Source organism: Exiguobacterium sp. s6 (assembly GCF_018618155.1).
In the GTDB taxonomy this organism is placed as follows: domain Bacteria; phylum Bacillota; class Bacilli; order Exiguobacteriales; family Exiguobacteriaceae; genus Exiguobacterium; species Exiguobacterium mexicanum_A.
This window is the reverse complement of sequence record NZ_JACSLN010000001.1, coordinates 1,949,349-1,966,304: the sequence shown is the minus strand read 5'-3', so window position 1 is coordinate 1,966,304 and position 16,956 is coordinate 1,949,349. Positions and strand designations below refer to the sequence as shown.

The window sequence follows — 16,956 nt, the reverse complement described above, 5'->3', positions numbered from 1 at the left end:
ATGGCGATTAAAAATTACGCTTTCAAAAAAATAGAATCTTTTATTCAAGATAGTATATATCATATTCCTGACTATCAACGTGAGTATTCATGGGAAGAGTCCCAAGTCGAAGACTTTTGGAACGATTTAAAATCTCTTCGTGATTCAAATGAAACTGAACATTTTTTTGGTCAAATCGTTGTTCATGATGAAACTGAAGACGCAAATAGTGCTACAAAATATATCATCGATGGACAACAGAGAACAACAACATCGATTATTTTTTTGAGTGTTTTAAAGCAACTAGCAATTGAAATAACGGAGCATGGGATTTCAGAGGCTGAAGAAATTGCGGAAGATATTAAAATTAAATTTATAGGACGTTGGACTGCTTCAAATGATCGTCTCCGCTTTAGACCAACTTCTAACGACGCAGATTTCTTTAGGTCTTTCATTCAAGTACGTACAGAAAGCTCATGCAATCAAAGACCTAAGAATCGTGCTCAAAAGAGAATGAAAGATACATTTGAATTTCTTGAAGAAAAATTACGTGAAGAAATTAAAGGTGTATCACCTCAAGATCAATACATTATTATCAATGAATTCTTTAATACTTTTGTTAACCGGTTTAAAGTTATGTATGTTGAGACATCTTCTTTGGAGGAAGCATTCATTATCTTCGAATCTTTAAATGCTCGTGGGAAAGGTTTAGAAACATCAGACTTATTAAAGAACCATCTTTTTAAATCGTCTAAAGCACAAATCGAATCAGTAAAAAACAAATGGGAAAAGATAACCGATAACATTGGATCTTCAGAGGCCACAAAATTTATTCGCTATTATTGGAATGCGATTGAGTCTTTCACAAGAACTCAGAATTTATATCGTAAAATGAAGTTGAAAATTAATAGTGAAGGGCAAGTCATAAAAGTAATCAGCGATCTTGAATTATTATCAGAAGTTTACACGACCTTAAACGCAAACTCTGGAACCAGCGTATTTAACAGTAAAATTTTGAACGACTCATTGAAAAATTTAAATTCTTTCAACGCTACGTCGTTCTATCCAATTGTATTCGCTATGTATTTAAGAAGTTGGGATGAGAAAGATATTGCTGAAGTAATTCATACTATAGAAAAGCTGATTTTTAGAAATATTGTAATCGCTAAAAATGCAGCTAATAAATACGAATTGATCTTTGCCGAACTTGCAAATGCAATTTCAAGTAAAGACACGTCTAAAAATGAAATTATTAACGATTTGAACGGTCATAAAATTTCTGATGAAGCATTTAAAAATCACTTTATAGATTTAGAAATTAAAAACAAACCAATTATTCGATATATTTTAAAAGAAATAAATAATTTAGATTCAAGTAAAGAAACAATTATTTCTGACTCTGAAAACGTTCATATTGAACATATTCTTCCTCAAACACCTGGAGAATGGTATGTCTATAGTCATGAAGAATATGTAAATAAACTTGGAAATCTCACTTTATTAGGTAGCGAATTCAACCGAAAAATTTCTAACAGCTTATTTGATAAGAAAAAAGAAATGTATAGAAACAGTGAGATAAAAATCACAAGAAATTTAATCGACTATTCTCAATGGGGAATAGATGAAATAAAGCATCGACAAGATCATTTGACTAAACTTGCATTGATGATTTGGTAAATTGTATTAGATGAATTTTGGCGATTGGAATACTCAAAATTTGAGCAGATACTGTTTAAAGAGCTTTAGTTTATTTATCTGGAAATCACAACTGATTTGAAAGGGTGAAGATTAATGCCTCATTACAACAAATTAATTCGAGACCGTATCCCGGAAATCATTCACGAAGCAGGGCAGATTCCTGTCGTCAAACACCTTAATCAAGCCGAACATTTCGAACAGGCTCGCTTAAAACTCTATGAAGAAATCAAAGAGTACGAAGAGACTAACATCGATGAAGAATCACTGGAAGAACTTGCTGACATTTTGGAACTCGTCTATACGCTTGGAAAAATGCATGGTGCGAGTTTTGAGGAATTGAATCGCATCCGTGAGGAGAAGCGTGAGAAGCGGGGCGGTTTTGAAAAAGGTCTCTTTTTGGAAGAGGTCCTTGAACATGAGTGAGTTACGTCTTCATACGAGTCACTTACGAATTCCATTACAACATCAAATCGACGCGGCGACTGAAATCTATATGATCGTCGCGTTTGCGCAAGTATCGGGTGTTCAAGAACTCGTCGCTTCACTTAAGCAAGCAGTCAATCGTGGTGCCCAAGTCCGCATTCTGATTGGGGACTATCTCTATTTGACGAACCCGGACGCGCTTGAGATGTTAATGAATATTCAAGGCGTGGAACTACGACTCTATCGATCGAAAGGCCAGTCATTTCACCCGAAGGCATATTTGTTCCGAACACAAGATGGAGGGACGTTCTTTGTCGGCTCGTCCAATCTGTCGCATAGCGCCTTGAATCGAGGTGTCGAATGGAATGTCGAGATACCGGCGAGCATCTCGGAGGACGTGTTTGAACAGTCAGTCGATTCATTTCATGAGCTCTTCTATAGTGACTACGCTCAAATCATGAATACCGTCTCGTTGCAGCCTTATCGTGAAGAGTATATGGCCAGAAAAGATCGGATGAAAGAAGCTGAGCAAATCGCAGCGCCAGCCCCGGTCTATATCGAGGACGATACGATCACGCCGAACACTGTGCAAGACGCTGCTTTGAAGGCGTTACGCGAGACGATGGACGAAGGCAGACGCAAAGCGATGCTCGTGCTCGCTACCGGACTAGGAAAGACGTACTTGAGCGCCTTCTTCGCGCGCCAGTTCAAACGAGTGCTCTTCATTGCCCATCAAAAAGAGATTTTGCTTCAAGCTGAGGCATCGTATAAGAAAGTCGCAAGCGAATGGAAGACGGGATTATTGCTTGGCGGTGACTCGAGAGATGAGGAATCGGCAGATGTCTTATTCGCCTCGATTCAAACGTTGGCATCGAAACATCGGATGCAGCAGTTCACACCAGATCAGTTTGATTTGATTGTCGTCGACGAGTTCCATCATTCGGCGGCACCCTCCTATCGGCGTGTCCTTGACTACTTCGAGCCGAAATTCTTGCTCGGATTAACGGCAACGCCGGATCGGTTGGACGGGGGAGACGTCTATGCTTTATGTGATGACAATGTTGCGTATCAGATGCACTTCACTGAAGCTATTGAAGAGTCGTATTTGACGCCATTCCATTATGTAGGGATTTATGATGAAATCGACTATTCGCAGATTCGACTGATAAACGGTCGTCGCTATGATCAGAATGAACTTTTGGCGAAACAGTTAAAGGAGAGTGTCGCTAAAAAAATCTTTGAAGCTTGGCGTATGCATCACCAGACGAGAGCACTAGGCTTCTGTTCCTCAGTCACTCAGGCTGAATACTTGGCCGACTACTTCCGCTTGCAAGGTGTGCAAGCGGTCGCGCTACATAGCCAGACCGAATATGACCGTGCAGAAGTCATCCGTCAATTGAAGCAGGGGCATCTTGATATTATTTTCGCGGTCAACTTATTCAATGAAGGGGTCGATATCCCAGAGGTTGATACGTTATTATTCTGTCGCCCGACAGAATCTTTAACGATCTTTACTCAACAAATCGGTCGTGGACTCCGTTTGCTGAGTGGGAAAACAAATTGTACAATCATCGATTTAATTGGTAACTATAAAAGTATCGATAAAAAATTGGCATTGCTCAGTACAAAAGAAATAGATTTAAAAGAATTGAAAAAGTATAAAAAAGGCGATAATACGAATAAACCATTAGGTATTACTCTACCTTTAAAATGCACAGTAGATTTTGACTTAAAATCAATAGATTTGGTTAAAGTGATGATGACAAGACCATCAAAAAGGCAACAAATCTTGTCACAAAATTATATTCAAGTTAAACAAATTTTAGGGAGAAGACCGACTTATCTAGAGTTGATTCAGCGAGGTGAATACTCTTTTAGTGCTTATCAATCTGAGTGTAAAAATCATAAAGGTATTTTCGGATTCTTAAATGAGATAAATGAACTAACTCCCGAAGAGGTGGACGTTTTTTATCATGCTAATGATTTATTGCATGAGGTGGAAAATACCAGAATGCAAAGTAGTTATAAGATGGTAGTTTTAAATATAATGTTGCAAAGAGGTATTGATGAATGGTTCTTACCTATCACTTCGAAAGAGGTTGCGAAACCATTTTATGAGTATCTGGTTGCAGAGCCATACCGTTTAAAAACTAGTAAAAACTCAAAAGTTTTATATAAAAGTTTCAATCAAAAGAGAATTGAAAAGTTATTACTTGATATGCCATTCACCTATATTGCAAAAGGACCTTTTAGACTTGAAGGAGATACTCTAACTATCGATTCTTCTGATGTTTACAAAAATCCTATATTATATAAATGGTTAAAAGATTTAGTAGAAGTACGTTTGTATGATTATTATACAAAGAATAATTCAGCTAAAAAATAAGGAGAGGATAGAATATGAAACGCGCATTACTTCGCAAAATCCAATTCGCCCTCCAGCATCACGGCGGGACGGCGTCATTGAAAGAAATCAACGAATATATCGAGCGGTCATACTATCAACTCGAGCTCGATCGGTATAAAGACTGGAAGGCTCACGTCAATAAACAGATTCGGGCCCATTCGAGTGATTCGGCCAGCTTCGCGGGGAAAGAAGACTTGTTTTATTCCACAGGAAATAAAGGCATCTGGGGTCTTCGCCAACCGAATAATTAACCGAAAGCGGAACCATTTCAGTTGGTTCCGCTTTCAATGTTTACAAAACATCACACCCCCTTGTCACAGAATGTTCAATCCTGTAAACTTCGAAACAGTGTGAAAAAAATGTATAAGGGGTTTATCCATGGAAATCGTTCAGCAATTATCGCAAGTACAATTACTCAACCAATTCTGGTTGCTCATGGCCTTCGTCATCCCGATGGTCATTTTATCGCGGATGGTCGTGGCCGGTTCACGGTTCTCACCAATCCTCGTCATCGTCATCTTCGGTCTCGGACTTGGCTTCGCCATGGTCGAGATGGGCATCGCGACACCGGGTCTCCCTGAGTTCCCGCTCGTCGACTTTATGTCACGGACGACGATCATCGCGCTCGTCGTATCGTTCTTCGTCGGTGGACAAGAACTTCGCAAGATTTTAAGCAAGCAAGAGCTCGACATGAAAGACATCGTCGTGCCATCGAAAGAAGAGATGTTCCTCGGAACAGGACGGACACAGTTCATCTTCATCCTCCGTTCATTCTTCTTGCTCGTCGGTCTCGAAGGATTCTTCCGCATGATGATTCAACCGGGCGCGGCAGAGGGCATCATGCTCTACTACCCAATCCTCGCGTTGATCGGTCTCGCAGCATCGTTCCTCTTGATCGACCACAAGGCGCAAATCGACGATAAGAAGGTATACATGCGTAAAGGCGTCATCGAGACAGTCTTAATGCTCGTCATCTTGTTCGTGTCGTACGGCATCGCCGTGGCGGTTCAACCGATTATCGCGCTGCCGCAAATCTTCTTCGCCATGTTGCTTTCGTCAGCACTTGGTGCCATCTTCCACAACTGGACGTATGGACCGACCGTCCGTGCGCTTCTGTTCGCCGGAATCCCGGTCGTCTTGGCCGCCAACTTCATGGTCGGTGGCTCGCGAATCGGTGATGCGTTCGCCATCGAAGGCATGAACTCGATTCTCGTGTACGGTTTCTTCGGTCAGTTGTTCTGGATGTTCGGTGGGATTGCGCTCCTCATGTGGTTCGCCCGCACAGGACACATCCGCAACCTCGCACCAGGTATGGCCGGCTCGCTCTCGCACAGTGGTCTCACAGGAGCATGTACGGCTGGTGACTTCGGTCAAGTGGCCGCGAAACGTGCTCCGATCATGATCAACATTCCGTTCTTCGGTCACATCTTCGTGTTCTCGATTTTGGCAGTCAGTGCCGACAACGGAGCGCTCTGGATCTGGCCAACGGCAATCATCGTCTTGGTCGGTCTCACGTTGACTGCGCTCTCGCTCAAAAACTTGCGCGGTGCTAACGGAGAAGACTTCAAAGAAGTGAAGGCGCTCATGCAGTTCTCGTTCGGTTGGCAGATGATGGCGGTCTTCGGTGGACTCGTCCTTCTCACGTTCAGCACGATCGCGTTCGACTACACGACGATGGCTCAATCGTCAGCCATCTCGCACTTCGGTCTCTTCGCAGCCGTGCAGGGCGGTATGTTCGGGACGGAAGCGTCGCTTCTCATCCCGCTCATCTTCTCGATGCCATTCCTCGTCCATCCGATCGTGTTCTACATGTTCGGGAAGGCGCTCGATAATAACGGTGAAATGCCGCGCGTACCAGTTTACGCCATGGCGCTCATCGGTGTCGTCGGAGTCTCGTTCGCGATTCTCGGCGTATAACAAACAGCCGCTTCTACAAATGCGTAGAAGCGGTTTTTTGTATGCCGAAACATCGGACCGATGAATCGATGGGACAAAAAAACGGTCGACACGAGGTCGACCGCTTCAAGCTCACAACAACAAGGACAACAGCGTCAAAATCGCCAATCCGCCTTGCGTGAGGATAATCTTTTTGTTGCTCGTGATACTGCCGTACAACGCGACGAGCACGATATAGATGAGAAGCATCGTGACGATCTCGATCGATTGGCTGACGAACAGACCGTACAGCAAGCCGACGCCGATCAACCCGTTATAGACGCCTTGGTTCTTGAACAGCACCGACACGGAATCACGCGCGAGCTCTTGTTCCGTCATGTTGAAGACATGGGCCGTCGTTTTTGAACGCGTGGCGAACGTCTCTAAATACATAATGTAGAAGAACTCGATGGCGACGAGTGTTCCGAGGACGAGGGTAAGCCCGGACACGTTAGTTGGCCGTCGCGACTTCCGTCACATGGAGCACGGGTTTCGCCGTCACGTAGTTGCCTACGTTTTGAGCGAACGCGATGAGGTCCGGGTTTTGGTTGTGTTGCTCGACGGCCGCTTGGTCGGCCCAGTTCTCGATCATGACGAAGCGGTTCTCCGCCGACGTCGATTGGAACAGCTCATAGCTCAAGCAACCGGCTTCTTGTTTCGATGAGTCGATAAGCTTGTTGATGTCCGCCAAGAAGTTGTCAAATTCCGTTTCTTTCACGTCGAAAATAGCGTTAATTAAGATCATGTAGGTGTCCTCCGATTATTTGAATGATGTGATTTTTTCAGCGTCGAGACGTACCGATTGGTAGCCTTCTTCTGCAGCTTTACCGACCGAGAGGATCATGACCGGCACGTAACGGTCTTTGTCTAAGCCGAACGCTTCCGCGAGTTGGTCTTTCTCGAAACCGCCGATTGGGTTCGTGTCGTAACCGTGGGCACGGGCGACGAGCATGAATTGCATCGCAGCGAGGCTCGAGTCGATTTTGACGATGTCGTTCATCTCTTGTGTCGACAAGTTCTTGTAGTACGGGAGGATGGCACCGAGCTGTTGGTCGCGTACTTCTTGCGGCATTTTGCCTTCCGCGACAGCTTGGTCGTAAATCTCTTCACCGAGTTCGTAGCATTCCATGTCGCCGAAGATGAGGACCATCGCAGCCGACGTGTCGTTTTGACGGACGTTGAAGCGGATGAGCGGCTTGAGCGCCTCTTTCGCCTCTGGGCTCTCGACGACGACGAAGCGCCACGGTTGCATGTTGACTGAAGAAGGGGCTGTTGTCGCTTCCTCGATCATTTGAAGCATTTCAAGTTGTGAGATTTTGACGTTCTCGTCGTAGACGCGGATCGATTTGCGACCGAGCATCACGTCAGTGAATGTGTTGTTTTCGAATGTAGTTGCCATGGATATTACCTCTTTCTCTCTTGTTATAGTTGGTTAAGCTTTTGCAGCAGACTCGACAGCTGATTGATTTCTGACTCGGACAGCACTCTCGTAATCAAATGCTTGCCGCGGTCGTGGTCTTGTTCACAGCTCGTCAAGTCATGTTTGGCTTCGTCGGTCAAATGGACGAACACTTCACGATGGTTCGCGGTGTTCCGTTCCCGGCGGACGTAGCCTTTTTCTTCAAGGATCTTCAAATGGCGGGTGATGGCCGCATTGTCGATTTTCATCGCCTGCTGAATCTCGCTTTGCGAACAGACGCCCTTGTCATGCACAATCATGAGCATTTCGTAGCGGGTCAGGCTGAAGCCCGTCTCTTTCTCGAATGAGGTCGCGACGCGTTGGTCCGCCAGTTTGATTTGGTACAGCAGTCGGCTGATGTCTCGTAATTCCATCTGTGGTGTCTCACCCCTCTCATTTGATAAGTCAATTGTTGACTCGTCAAATGTAAAACATTCACGCCGTGCTGTAAAGGAGAATGCTCACAAAAAAACCATCCGCTCGTGCGAATGGTCCTCAGTCTTCATAGTTGGTGCCATCGAAGTGGTAGTCATGGATGAACGTCGTCTCGTCGAAGCCATACAGTCGATCATGGCGATTCAAGTCCTCGATTGTCTGAATTTCATGCATCGCCGGTTCGCCGGGGAACGAGTCGTGTGAGACATTCATGTAGCGTTCTTTGAAGTCGTCATCCTCATACGGTGTCCCGTCGAATGAGAAATGAATCGAGTAGACGTCATCTTCCAAGGCTCGTATCACGCCGAGCATCCGTTGTTTCTGCGCATCGGTGTTGGACCACTTCTCGTGGAACATGATGGACACGTCCAAGAACTCTTTTGACTCGACGTCGAAGACGGACGTCGGGGTAGGGCGTACGGTCGTCGCAACATCCTCATCCACACCGGTCGGTACACTCGCGCGGACCGTTTCCGCCTCCGTCAACAAGTCGAGTTGCTCGAGACGCTCCTTGAACGTGTCTTCGGCTTCTTGCTGCCAGACATGTTCGAGCACGTTGTCATGGATTGTTTGATCAGTCTGATACGTCTCAGCCCAATAGTCACCTTCGAGTATCGGATCGGTCAGGGTGAATTCGGCCGCATAGCCGCCCATCTTCCAGTCGCGCTTGAGCGTGACCTCGACGTCTTCTCCATATGTATCTTCAATATAGGACTCGTATCGTTCTTCCTCGTCTTGTTTTGCGTAAGTCGACCATGTCGTGCCAAGCGCGGTCACGGCGACAGCGGTTGCGACTAACCATCGTTTTCTCATTTTTGATTCACCTCTCTACCAATGTACTTGAAATGGAAGTGGACTACCTCGGTCCAAAGTCGTATTCAATTTATTCCCAAATGCCTGTAAACTGAAAGTGCCCTTTAAGAACTATTGTATTTACGTGTACTAATACATATAATACACTTATACCACGTACACAAGAGAGGGTGTGACCCATGTTATATAAAATTGATATGAAAAGCGCGGAACCTTTGTACGAACAAATCGTCAATCAGACGAAGGCACTCGTCATCCGCGGAATTTTACGGCCGGGCGACAAAGTCATGTCGGTGCGCGAACTTGCGACCGACCTCGTCATCAATCCGAACACGGTCAGTAAGGCGTATCAGGAACTCGAGCGGCTCGGATTGCTCGAGATGCACCGCGGGCGGGGGACGTTCGTCTCCGAGGACTGGATCGACCAGGACTCACCGCGCGCCCCAATTCTAGAGGCGATCAAGAAGCTCGCCATCGATTGCCATTACGCGAACATCGCGCTCACTGAAGCGCTGACGCTATTTGAGACAGAGTATAAGAAAGTAGGGGAGAACCATGCTGACAGTCCAGCAACTGAGTAAGAAAATCGATCGACAGCAAGTGCTAGATGATATCGATTTCACCGTCGGCGCAGGGGAAATCATCGCCCTCGTCGGACGGAACGGGGCCGGCAAGACGACGCTCCTCCGGACGATGGTCGGCATCATCCGACCGGACACGGGCGACGTCCGCTACGGTCCATCGAGCATCTTTGAAAAAGCAGAGTTAAAGCGTGACGTCATCTTCGTCCCAGATTCGGCCGACGCGCTCAAGCATTACACAGTCAACGAGGCGGCAGCGCTCTACGAATCGATTTATCCGACGTTCAACCGTTCAACCTTTAGAGAGACGCTCACACGATATAACATCGACAACAAGAAGATTCGCCAGCTCTCGAAAGGGCAGAAGGCGATGGTGACGCTGTCGCTCGCGTTCGCCGTCCAAGCAAAATATTATCTGCTCGATGAACCGACGGACGGACTCGACGTCGTCGCCAAATCCGACGTCTTGAAGCTGATGATCGCCCAAGTCGAGGCACGCAACTGTTCGATTATCGTCTCGAGCCATCAGTTGCATGAGCTCGAACGAATCGCCGACCGCATCATCATGATCGAGAAAGGACGCGTCAAAGCGATCATGTCGCTCGAGGAGGCGCGTGAGACGAGCGTCAAACTGCAAGTCGTCTTCAACGACCAAGTACCGGTCGAACTGCTTGAACGGAAAGATATCGAAATCATCAACGTCACAGGCCGGGTCGCCTTGTTCATGGCGAAAGAACGGACGAAAGAACTCGATACGTTCGTCGATGCGCATGATCCGATGCTCGTCGAAGAGATTCCGATGTCTCTCGAAGACATCTTCCGGGTCCAATTAGGAGGTGAGGCAAGTGTCTTTTAAAGTGTTGTTAAAGAAAGACTGGAAACAAGTGTCGTTGTTATGGATGTTGCTCGTCTTCCTTGGAATCGTCGCCTACACGCTTCCAGTGTGGACACAGATGCAATCATTCGATGAACAAGTTCGTGAAATTCAAGCGAATCCCGAGGAGTTTGCCGAATGGTATGGCGACAATGTAACCAATCCGTCGGTTGAAGAGTTGTTTAGCCCGCAGTACAGCTACTTTATTGGTGACTTACAGACACTGATCCCGTATGGTGGCGTCATCTTCCTCTATATCATCTTCGGCTTCTTGATGGCATCCGTCTTGATTGGAAGTGAACGCAATAGCCAAATGTCTGACTTTGCGATGTCCCTCCCGTTCAACCGCAACCAGCTATACATATCGAAGTGGTTGATTGGGACGAGCGGGATCATAGTCTCGTCTCTCATTGGTGGACCGCTCATGCTTTGGGTGATCCACTCATCACGCTATTCTTTTTTGATGGACGGACACACGTTACAAGTCGCGGGGCTTGTTGGGTTTATGTTGTTGACCGGGATTGCCGTTTTCTCGTTGGCGTTATGGATGGGTTCATTCGGCGGGGAGGCTGTCTCGCAAGTGCTCTGGTCGGTCGTCGCCTTATTGTTCCCTGTCGGCATCATCCTGTTGATTCAAGGTTCGATTTACGCGGTCGCTCAAAATACGTCGGGCGTCTACGGTCTGTTCGAACGGGCTATGGAAAGTGTGTTCTTGCGAGTGATTTCACCGCTTGCGAACGTATTTAACGTCGATACGTTCAACATGTTCACGGACAATACGGTGTGGGAAGACTTTATGACTGTGGCGATGCTTAGCGCCATCAGCTTTATCATCCTCTCGTTCGCTCTCGGCTTATGGATGTTCAACCGGGCCCCACAAGAGAACAACGGCCGCTTCTTCATGTTCACGAACTGGCTTTGGCTTGTCCACGTGATCATGGTCGTCTGTTTCGCCATGCTCGGCGGGATCATTCTAGCCAACCTCTCGTACCCGACGAACAGCATCCTTTACGTTGTCGGCTTTGTCATCGGCGGTTTCCTCGCTCATTTACTTGCGAAACGCCTGCTCTATCGCTTGAACTTGAAACTAAAATCTTGATAGGAGGATTTTCATGAAACGGCTCAGTCTGCTCGTCGTCTTGCTCATCGTGCTCGCTGGATGCGGGGACACCGAACGATCGAACGCTTTCCAATACAAAGGGTCTTACGTCGGGGACAACAACGCCGTCGCCGGCATCGCCCAGACGTTGCCGATGCACGACTGCTACAAGTCGATCGAGCTGCAGACGAAAAAGCGTCCTTACGGCCTGACGATTCGTTACAGTGACCCTGAGATTGAACGAATCGAGCAGGAGCGACTCGCGATTCGGAACGCGGCGACGTACTTCACACTCGTGCAAAACACGGAGATTGTCCGCTTCGCTTTCCCGAACCGAACATATTCGTTCTCACGCCCGGAGATGGAAGCGTGGCTCGACGTCGACTTCTCGACGATCAAGTGGGAAAAAGAATTAAAGGATCACTTGGACGAGAAAATCAGCAACCAAGAGCAGACCGAAGCCTATTTCAAGAGAATCTGAACGTGTGCGGAAACTTTCATCCGCACACGTTTTTTCGATATTTTCTGAAAATTATCGGGTAAAGGGTAGATGAAAGCGTTTTCTTGGCATTATAATAGAGTTAACTGAATGACTATTCATTCCAAGGAGGAGAATCGATGAACAAACCGTGGTTGCAAGATTATCCAGCTGACATGCCAGAAACGATTGATTACGAGGTGAAGCCGCTCTATGAAGCGCTATCCCGGGCCGCTACCGATTATCCGGACCGGACCGCCGTCTCTTTCATCGGCAAAGAGTTGACGTTCGCCGAGGTCGATGACGCGGCGAAGCGACTCGCGACGATGCTCCAATCGAAAGGCCTGCAAAAAGGGGACCGCGTCAGCCTGATGCTCCCGAACTGTCCGCAATACGTCATTTCATTCTACGCCGTCTTGTACGCTGGCGGAACGGTCGTCCAGACGAACCCGCTCTACACCGAGCATGAGCTCGAGAATTTGATCACCGACTCAGGTGCGAACATCCTCATCACGCTCGACCTCCTCTATCCGAAATCGCTTCGTGTGAAACAGAAGACGGACATCAAGACGATCATCACGACGAGCATCGCCGACTATCTTCCGTTCCCGAAGAACAAGCTGTACCCGATTAAAGTGAAACGTGAGAACAACATCGTCATCGACACGACAGGTTCGGTCGCATTCAAAGACTATAAGAACTTCGGGCCGATCACCCCGATCGCAATCGATCCGAAAGAGGATGTCGCTGTCTTGCAATATACCGGCGGAACGACAGGTTTGCCAAAAGGCGTCATGCTGACCCACTTCAACTTGACGGCGAACGTCGACCAAATCTCGAACTTCTTCTATAGATATAACCGAGGCGACCTAAAGCGTGTCTTGAGCGTCGTCCCGTTCTTCCACGTCTACGGGATGACATGCTGTCTGAACTTCGGGATGGCGAACGGATATGAGCTCGTCCTCGTCCCGCGCTTTGACGTCACCGACGTCTTGAAGACGATTCACAAGAAGAAGCCACACTTCTTCCCAGGTGCACCGACGATGTATGTCGGCATCCTCAACGACCCGAAATTGAAGAAATATGACCTGTCGTCAATCGAGGCGTGTATCTCCGGATCGGCGCCGCTCCCGGTCGAAGTGCAGGAGCAGTTCGAGAGCATCACGGGCGGTCGCATCGTCGAAGGGTACGGGTTATCGGAGACGTCACCGGTCACGCACGCGAACTTCCTATGGGATAAACGGATCGTCGGCTCGATCGGCGTGCCGTTGTCGGACACATCTGCTAAAATTGTAAAGGCAGACGGGGAGACGCCGGCGGATGTCGGCGAGATTGGTGAAGTCATGCTTCATGGCCCGCAAGTCATGAAAGGATATTGGCAGAAGCCGGAAGAGACGGCTGCCGTCTTGAAGGATGGATGGCTCGCGACCGGTGACCTCGGCTATATGGGCGAGGACGGGTTCTTCTATATCGTCGACCGGAAGAAGGACATGATCATCGCCGGAGGCTTCAACGTCTATCCGCGTGAGATCGAAGAATTACTCTATGAGCATCCGGCCGTCAAGGAAGCGGTCTGTATCGGCGTCCCGGACCCATATCGCGGCGAGACGGTCAAGGCGTTCATCGTGACGCGTGACGGCGCCAGCGTAACAGAAGAGGAGCTCGACAAACACTGTCGCGAGAAGCTCGCGGCGTATAAAGTGCCGAAGCTGTACGAGTTCCGTGAGGAGTTGCCGAAGACGTTCGTCGGTAAGATTTTACGTCGTGTCCTCGTCGACGAAGAGAAGGCGAAACAAGTGAAACAAAGCAGTTGACACAACCGTGTCACATGATAGAATAATAAATGAATGAACCATCATTCATTTTTCTGCAGCGGTAAGGAGCTTGGGTGTTTATGACAAAGAATGGATCAAAAAGTGACCGCATTATCGATGCGGCAGTGAAAGTGATTGCGGATCATGGCTATCACGGTGCAAAGGTGACGGCCATCGCCAAAGAGGCGGGCGTCGCCGACGGAACGATTTATCTGTACTTCAAAAACAAGGAGCATCTGTTGATTGAATTGTTCCAAACGAAGATGGGCTTGTTCATCGACTACTCGAAGCAACAGATCGAGCAGGAGACGACGGCCGGCGACAAACTCTATCAGTTGATTGAGTCGCACTTGAAGCAACTGTCGGCCGATTACGACCTCGCCGTCGTGACGCAAATCGAGCTTCGGCAGTCGAACTTGGCGCTTCGTCAAAAGATCAGCGAAGTGTTGAAGCCGTACTTGAACTTGATCGATGCGGTCGTACAGCACGGGGTCGACACCGGCGAGTTCGACCAAGAACTTGACTATCGCCTCGCCCGGCAGATGATCTTCGGCACGATCGATGAAGTGGTCACGAGCTGGATGGCGAGCGGCTTCAAATATGATTTGATGTCGACGTTACCGAAAGTACACCATATGTTAAAAAAAGGGCTTGCTTAACCGTAAGCCCTCTCGCTAGCTCAAAAAATGAATGGAGATTCATGAATGATGGTGCGAACAACTTAAAGGGGGAACTACGATGAATATTTTTGTATTGCTGAAGCGTACGTTCGATACAGAAGAAGCGATTCAGCTCGAGAATGGGGAAATTCAAGAAGACGGCGCTGAGTTCATCATTAACCCGTACGATGAGTATGCGGTCGAGGAGGCCATTCGCAAGCGTGACGATCTCGGGGGAGAAGTCACGGTCGTGACGGTCGGTCCAGAAGACGCGGACAAAGAACTTCGCACGGCGCTCGCGATGGGTGCGGACAAAGCGGTCCGTATCTCAATCGAAGATGACGTCGAGGACGCCGATCACGTGACGATCTCAAAAGTGCTCGCCACGTACTTGAAGGAACAAGCGCCTGACCTCGTCTTTGCCGGGAACGTCGCCATCGACGGCGGCAGCGGCCAAGTCGCGCCACGCGTCGCAGAACTGTTGGACATGAACTACGTGACGACGATCACGGAACTCAAAATCGACGGGACGATGGCGACGGTCACACGTGACGTCGAAGGGGACACCGAAGTGATCGAAGTGCCGCTCCCGCTCCTCGTGACAGCACAGCAAGGGTTGAACGAACCGCGCTACCCAAGTCTTCCAGGCATCATGAAGGCGAAGAAGAAGCCGCTCGAAGAACTCGAACTGTCGGACATCGACCTCGATGAAGACGAGATCGAAGCGAAGATCGAGACGATTGAACGGTTCTTGCCGGAAGAGAAGAAAGCGGGACGCATCCTTGAAGGGGATACGTCGTCACAAGTGAGCGAGCTCGTTCAATTACTTCGCACGGAAGCAAAAGTCATTTAAGGGGGACACATAGATGAAAGCTTTAGTACTCGCAGAAGCGCGTGAAGGCGCGTTACGGAACGTATCATTCGAAGCCATCGCCGCGGCGAAGCAACTGACGGACGACGTGACGGCGGTCGTCATCGGGGATGATGTCAAAGCACTCGCCAATGAACTCGGGGAATACGGCGCGGGACGCGTCCTCGTCATCGAAGACGAGCGTCTCAAACACTATACACCAGACGGTTACGGACAAGTGCTCCGCCAAGTCATCGACCAGGAGTCGCCGGACATGATCGTGCTCGGCCATACGGCGCTCGGGAAAGATATCGCACCGAAACTAGCGGCTCGTCTGGACGCTGGTCTCATCAGTGACGTCGTCTCGATCGAAGGGTCAGGCAAAGACGCCGAGTTCGTCCGCCCGATTTATTCAGGGAAAGCGTTCGAGAAAGTGAAGTTCAAAGACTCGGTCATGTTCTTCACGATCCGTCCGAACAACATCGACGCTCTTCCGCGTACGGCTGGAGCGAGTGTGTCGGTCGAGACACCGAGCGTGGAGCTCAAGGACCTCGCCATGATCGTCAAAGAAGTCGTCCGCAAGGCGACGGGGAAAGTCGATTTGACGGAAGCGAAAGTCATCGTCGCCGGTGGCCGTGGCGTCAAGAGTGAGGACGGCTTCAAGCCGCTCGAAGAGCTCGCGGAATTGCTCGGCGGGGCCGTCGGCGCTTCACGTGGAGCATGTGACGCCGACTACTGTGACTACGCGCTACAAATCGGGCAGACCGGGAAAGTCGTCACGCCGGACTTGTATATCGCCTGCGGCATCTCTGGGGCGATCCAACACTTGGCCGGGATGAGCAACGCCAAAGTCATCGTCGCCATCAACAAAGACCCGGAAGCGAACATCTTCACCGTGGCCGACTACGGCATTGTCGGTGACTTGTTCGACGTCGTCCCGCTCTTGACGGAAGAGTTCCGCAAACACCTCGTCAATAGCTGATATGCAGAATGTTTGGGGAAACGTACCCTCCGTGGTATACTCTGAACATGAAATGCATGAGAGTTCTTAATCGGCTCTCACATCTTACTGGGGAGGTATTTACCAAATGGCTATTAAACACGCAACGACTCAAACATTCGAACAAGAAGTAAAAGAGGGCGTCGTCCTCGTCGATTTCTGGGCAGCTTGGTGTGGACCGTGCCGCATGATCGCACCGGTACTCGAAGAGCTTGACCAAGAGATGGGCGACCAAGTCCAAATCGTGAAACTTGACGTTGACGAGAACCCAGAAGTAGCGGGTGCTTTCCAAATTCAAAGTATCCCAACACTCATGATGTTCAAAGACGGACAACCTGTTTCGAAAACAATGGGCTTCCAACCAAAAGAAGCACTCAAAGAGTTTATCGCGACAGCAAAATAATGCGTACAGCCGACCGGGGAACTGGTCGGCTGTTTTTTGTTGGGCTCGT

Annotated in this window: 19 protein-coding genes; 14 read left to right on the top strand and 5 right to left on the bottom strand. The window is 48.5% G+C overall.

The annotated features are described in order from the left end of the window. From KNP75_RS10150 to KNP75_RS10130, 5 genes are all read left to right on the top strand, one after another. Nucleotides 1–1,656: a DUF262 domain-containing protein gene (locus KNP75_RS10150; protein WP_215190318.1), complete on the top strand. Its 1,656-nt coding sequence runs from the start codon at nt 1–3 to the stop codon at nt 1,654–1,656. Between the two features lie 114 nt (nt 1,657–1,770). Further along, complete coding sequence (locus tag KNP75_RS10145; protein WP_215190317.1) at nt 1,771–2,100, top strand: nucleoside triphosphate pyrophosphohydrolase; 330 nt, start codon at nt 1,771–1,773, stop codon at nt 2,098–2,100. Continuing rightward, nucleotides 2,093–4,486, top strand: coding sequence for a DEAD/DEAH box helicase family protein (locus KNP75_RS10140; protein WP_215190316.1), 2,394 nt, complete (start codon nt 2,093–2,095; stop codon nt 4,484–4,486). The genes KNP75_RS10145 and KNP75_RS10140 overlap by 8 nt, the downstream gene beginning before the upstream one ends. A 14-nt stretch (nt 4,487–4,500) precedes the next feature. Then, entirely contained in the window at nt 4,501–4,758 is a 258-nt protein-coding gene (locus KNP75_RS10135; protein ID WP_034776738.1) for a PARP domain-containing protein, read from the top strand. A gap of 127 nt (nt 4,759–4,885) precedes the next feature. Then, nucleotides 4,886–6,424, top strand: coding sequence for a hypothetical protein (locus tag KNP75_RS10130; RefSeq protein WP_214752478.1), 1,539 nt, complete (start codon nt 4,886–4,888; stop codon nt 6,422–6,424). A gap of 111 nt (nt 6,425–6,535) precedes the next feature. On the opposite strand, the gene KNP75_RS10125 is transcribed toward KNP75_RS10130, so the two are convergent. The 5 genes from KNP75_RS10125 to KNP75_RS10105 all read right to left on the bottom strand — a co-directional run bounded on the left by KNP75_RS10125 (nt 6,536) and on the right by KNP75_RS10105 (nt 9,149). Further along, the gene (locus KNP75_RS10125; RefSeq protein WP_215190315.1) at nt 6,536–6,892 is read right to left on the bottom strand and encodes a DUF1304 domain-containing protein; all 357 of its coding nucleotides are present in this window, start codon (nt 6,890–6,892) and stop codon (nt 6,536–6,538) included. A 1-nt stretch (nt 6,893) separates the two neighbouring features. Then, nucleotides 6,894–7,187 (bottom strand): putative quinol monooxygenase, encoded by a 294-nt coding sequence (locus tag KNP75_RS10120; RefSeq protein WP_215190314.1) that lies wholly within the window; start codon nt 7,185–7,187, stop codon nt 6,894–6,896. A 15-nt stretch (nt 7,188–7,202) separates the two neighbouring features. Further along, a complete protein-coding gene (locus KNP75_RS10115; protein ID WP_034776748.1) occupies nt 7,203–7,841 on the bottom strand; it encodes a nitroreductase family protein in 639 nt (212 codons plus the stop codon). Nucleotides 7,842–7,864: 23 nt separating this feature from the next. After that, entirely contained in the window at nt 7,865–8,275 is a 411-nt protein-coding gene (locus KNP75_RS10110) for a MarR family winged helix-turn-helix transcriptional regulator (protein WP_138859783.1), read from the bottom strand. A gap of 121 nt (nt 8,276–8,396) precedes the next feature. Beyond that, the gene (locus KNP75_RS10105) at nt 8,397–9,149 is read right to left on the bottom strand and encodes a hypothetical protein (RefSeq protein WP_214823316.1); all 753 of its coding nucleotides are present in this window, start codon (nt 9,147–9,149) and stop codon (nt 8,397–8,399) included. Between the two features lie 179 nt (nt 9,150–9,328). On the opposite strand from KNP75_RS10105, the gene KNP75_RS10100 reads away from it, so the two are divergent. The 9 genes from KNP75_RS10100 (at nt 9,329) to trxA (ending at nt 16,907) form a co-directional block, all read left to right on the top strand. Continuing rightward, nucleotides 9,329–9,730, top strand: coding sequence for a GntR family transcriptional regulator (locus KNP75_RS10100; RefSeq protein WP_034776753.1), 402 nt, complete (start codon nt 9,329–9,331; stop codon nt 9,728–9,730). Further along, nucleotides 9,705–10,586, top strand: a complete 882-nt coding sequence (locus KNP75_RS10095) for an ABC transporter ATP-binding protein (protein ID WP_214752485.1) — start codon at nt 9,705–9,707, stop codon at nt 10,584–10,586. Before KNP75_RS10100 ends, KNP75_RS10095 begins: the two co-directional genes overlap by 26 nt. Continuing rightward, complete coding sequence (locus tag KNP75_RS10090; protein ID WP_215190313.1) at nt 10,576–11,703, top strand: ABC transporter permease subunit; 1,128 nt, start codon at nt 10,576–10,578, stop codon at nt 11,701–11,703. The genes KNP75_RS10095 and KNP75_RS10090 overlap by 11 nt, the downstream gene beginning before the upstream one ends. 13 nt (nt 11,704–11,716) lie before the next feature. Continuing rightward, nucleotides 11,717–12,184: a DUF4825 domain-containing protein gene (locus tag KNP75_RS10085; protein ID WP_214797126.1), complete on the top strand. Its 468-nt coding sequence runs from the start codon at nt 11,717–11,719 to the stop codon at nt 12,182–12,184. A gap of 137 nt (nt 12,185–12,321) precedes the next feature. Then, nucleotides 12,322–13,995 (top strand): AMP-binding protein, encoded by a 1,674-nt coding sequence (locus tag KNP75_RS10080; RefSeq protein ID WP_215190312.1) that lies wholly within the window; start codon nt 12,322–12,324, stop codon nt 13,993–13,995. A gap of 80 nt (nt 13,996–14,075) precedes the next feature. Next, nucleotides 14,076–14,654, top strand: coding sequence for a fatty acid metabolism transcriptional regulator FadR (locus KNP75_RS10075; protein WP_034776763.1), 579 nt, complete (start codon nt 14,076–14,078; stop codon nt 14,652–14,654). A 79-nt stretch (nt 14,655–14,733) separates the two neighbouring features. Beyond that, a complete protein-coding gene (locus tag KNP75_RS10070) occupies nt 14,734–15,507 on the top strand; it encodes an electron transfer flavoprotein subunit beta/FixA family protein (protein ID WP_214752493.1) in 774 nt (257 codons plus the stop codon). A gap of 13 nt (nt 15,508–15,520) precedes the next feature. Then, nucleotides 15,521–16,486 (top strand): electron transfer flavoprotein subunit alpha/FixB family protein, encoded by a 966-nt coding sequence (locus KNP75_RS10065; RefSeq protein WP_034776767.1) that lies wholly within the window; start codon nt 15,521–15,523, stop codon nt 16,484–16,486. A gap of 106 nt (nt 16,487–16,592) precedes the next feature. Then, a complete protein-coding gene (trxA, locus tag KNP75_RS10060; protein ID WP_034776769.1) occupies nt 16,593–16,907 on the top strand; it encodes a thioredoxin in 315 nt (104 codons plus the stop codon). The last annotated feature ends 49 nt before the right edge of the window (nt 16,908–16,956 follow it).

What these genes read in the sequence shown, in the direction of transcription:
- KNP75_RS10150 (WP_215190318.1), top strand. Translation starts at nt 1, where the DNA reads ATGGCGATTAAAAATTACGCTTTCAAAAAAATAGAATCTTTTATTCAA.
- KNP75_RS10145 (WP_215190317.1), top strand. Translation starts at nt 1,771, where the DNA reads ATGCCTCATTACAACAAATTAATTCGAGACCGTATCCCGGAAATCATT.
- KNP75_RS10140 (WP_215190316.1), top strand. Translation starts at nt 2,093, where the DNA reads ATGAGTGAGTTACGTCTTCATACGAGTCACTTACGAATTCCATTACAA.
- KNP75_RS10135 (WP_034776738.1), top strand. Translation starts at nt 4,501, where the DNA reads ATGAAACGCGCATTACTTCGCAAAATCCAATTCGCCCTCCAGCATCAC.
- KNP75_RS10130 (WP_214752478.1), top strand. Translation starts at nt 4,886, where the DNA reads ATGGAAATCGTTCAGCAATTATCGCAAGTACAATTACTCAACCAATTC.
- KNP75_RS10120 (WP_215190314.1), bottom strand. Translation starts at nt 7,187, where the DNA reads ATGATCTTAATTAACGCTATTTTCGACGTGAAAGAAACGGAATTTGAC.
- KNP75_RS10115 (WP_034776748.1), bottom strand. Translation starts at nt 7,841, where the DNA reads ATGGCAACTACATTCGAAAACAACACATTCACTGACGTGATGCTCGGT.
- KNP75_RS10110 (WP_138859783.1), bottom strand. Translation starts at nt 8,275, where the DNA reads ATGGAATTACGAGACATCAGCCGACTGCTGTACCAAATCAAACTGGCG.
- KNP75_RS10105 (WP_214823316.1), bottom strand. Translation starts at nt 9,149, where the DNA reads ATGAGAAAACGATGGTTAGTCGCAACCGCTGTCGCCGTGACCGCGCTT.
- KNP75_RS10100 (WP_034776753.1), top strand. Translation starts at nt 9,329, where the DNA reads ATGTTATATAAAATTGATATGAAAAGCGCGGAACCTTTGTACGAACAA.
- KNP75_RS10095 (WP_214752485.1), top strand. Translation starts at nt 9,705, where the DNA reads ATGCTGACAGTCCAGCAACTGAGTAAGAAAATCGATCGACAGCAAGTG.
- KNP75_RS10085 (WP_214797126.1), top strand. Translation starts at nt 11,717, where the DNA reads ATGAAACGGCTCAGTCTGCTCGTCGTCTTGCTCATCGTGCTCGCTGGA.
- KNP75_RS10080 (WP_215190312.1), top strand. Translation starts at nt 12,322, where the DNA reads ATGAACAAACCGTGGTTGCAAGATTATCCAGCTGACATGCCAGAAACG.
- KNP75_RS10075 (WP_034776763.1), top strand. Translation starts at nt 14,076, where the DNA reads ATGACAAAGAATGGATCAAAAAGTGACCGCATTATCGATGCGGCAGTG.
- KNP75_RS10070 (WP_214752493.1), top strand. Translation starts at nt 14,734, where the DNA reads ATGAATATTTTTGTATTGCTGAAGCGTACGTTCGATACAGAAGAAGCG.
- KNP75_RS10065 (WP_034776767.1), top strand. Translation starts at nt 15,521, where the DNA reads ATGAAAGCTTTAGTACTCGCAGAAGCGCGTGAAGGCGCGTTACGGAAC.
- trxA (WP_034776769.1), top strand. Translation starts at nt 16,593, where the DNA reads ATGGCTATTAAACACGCAACGACTCAAACATTCGAACAAGAAGTAAAA.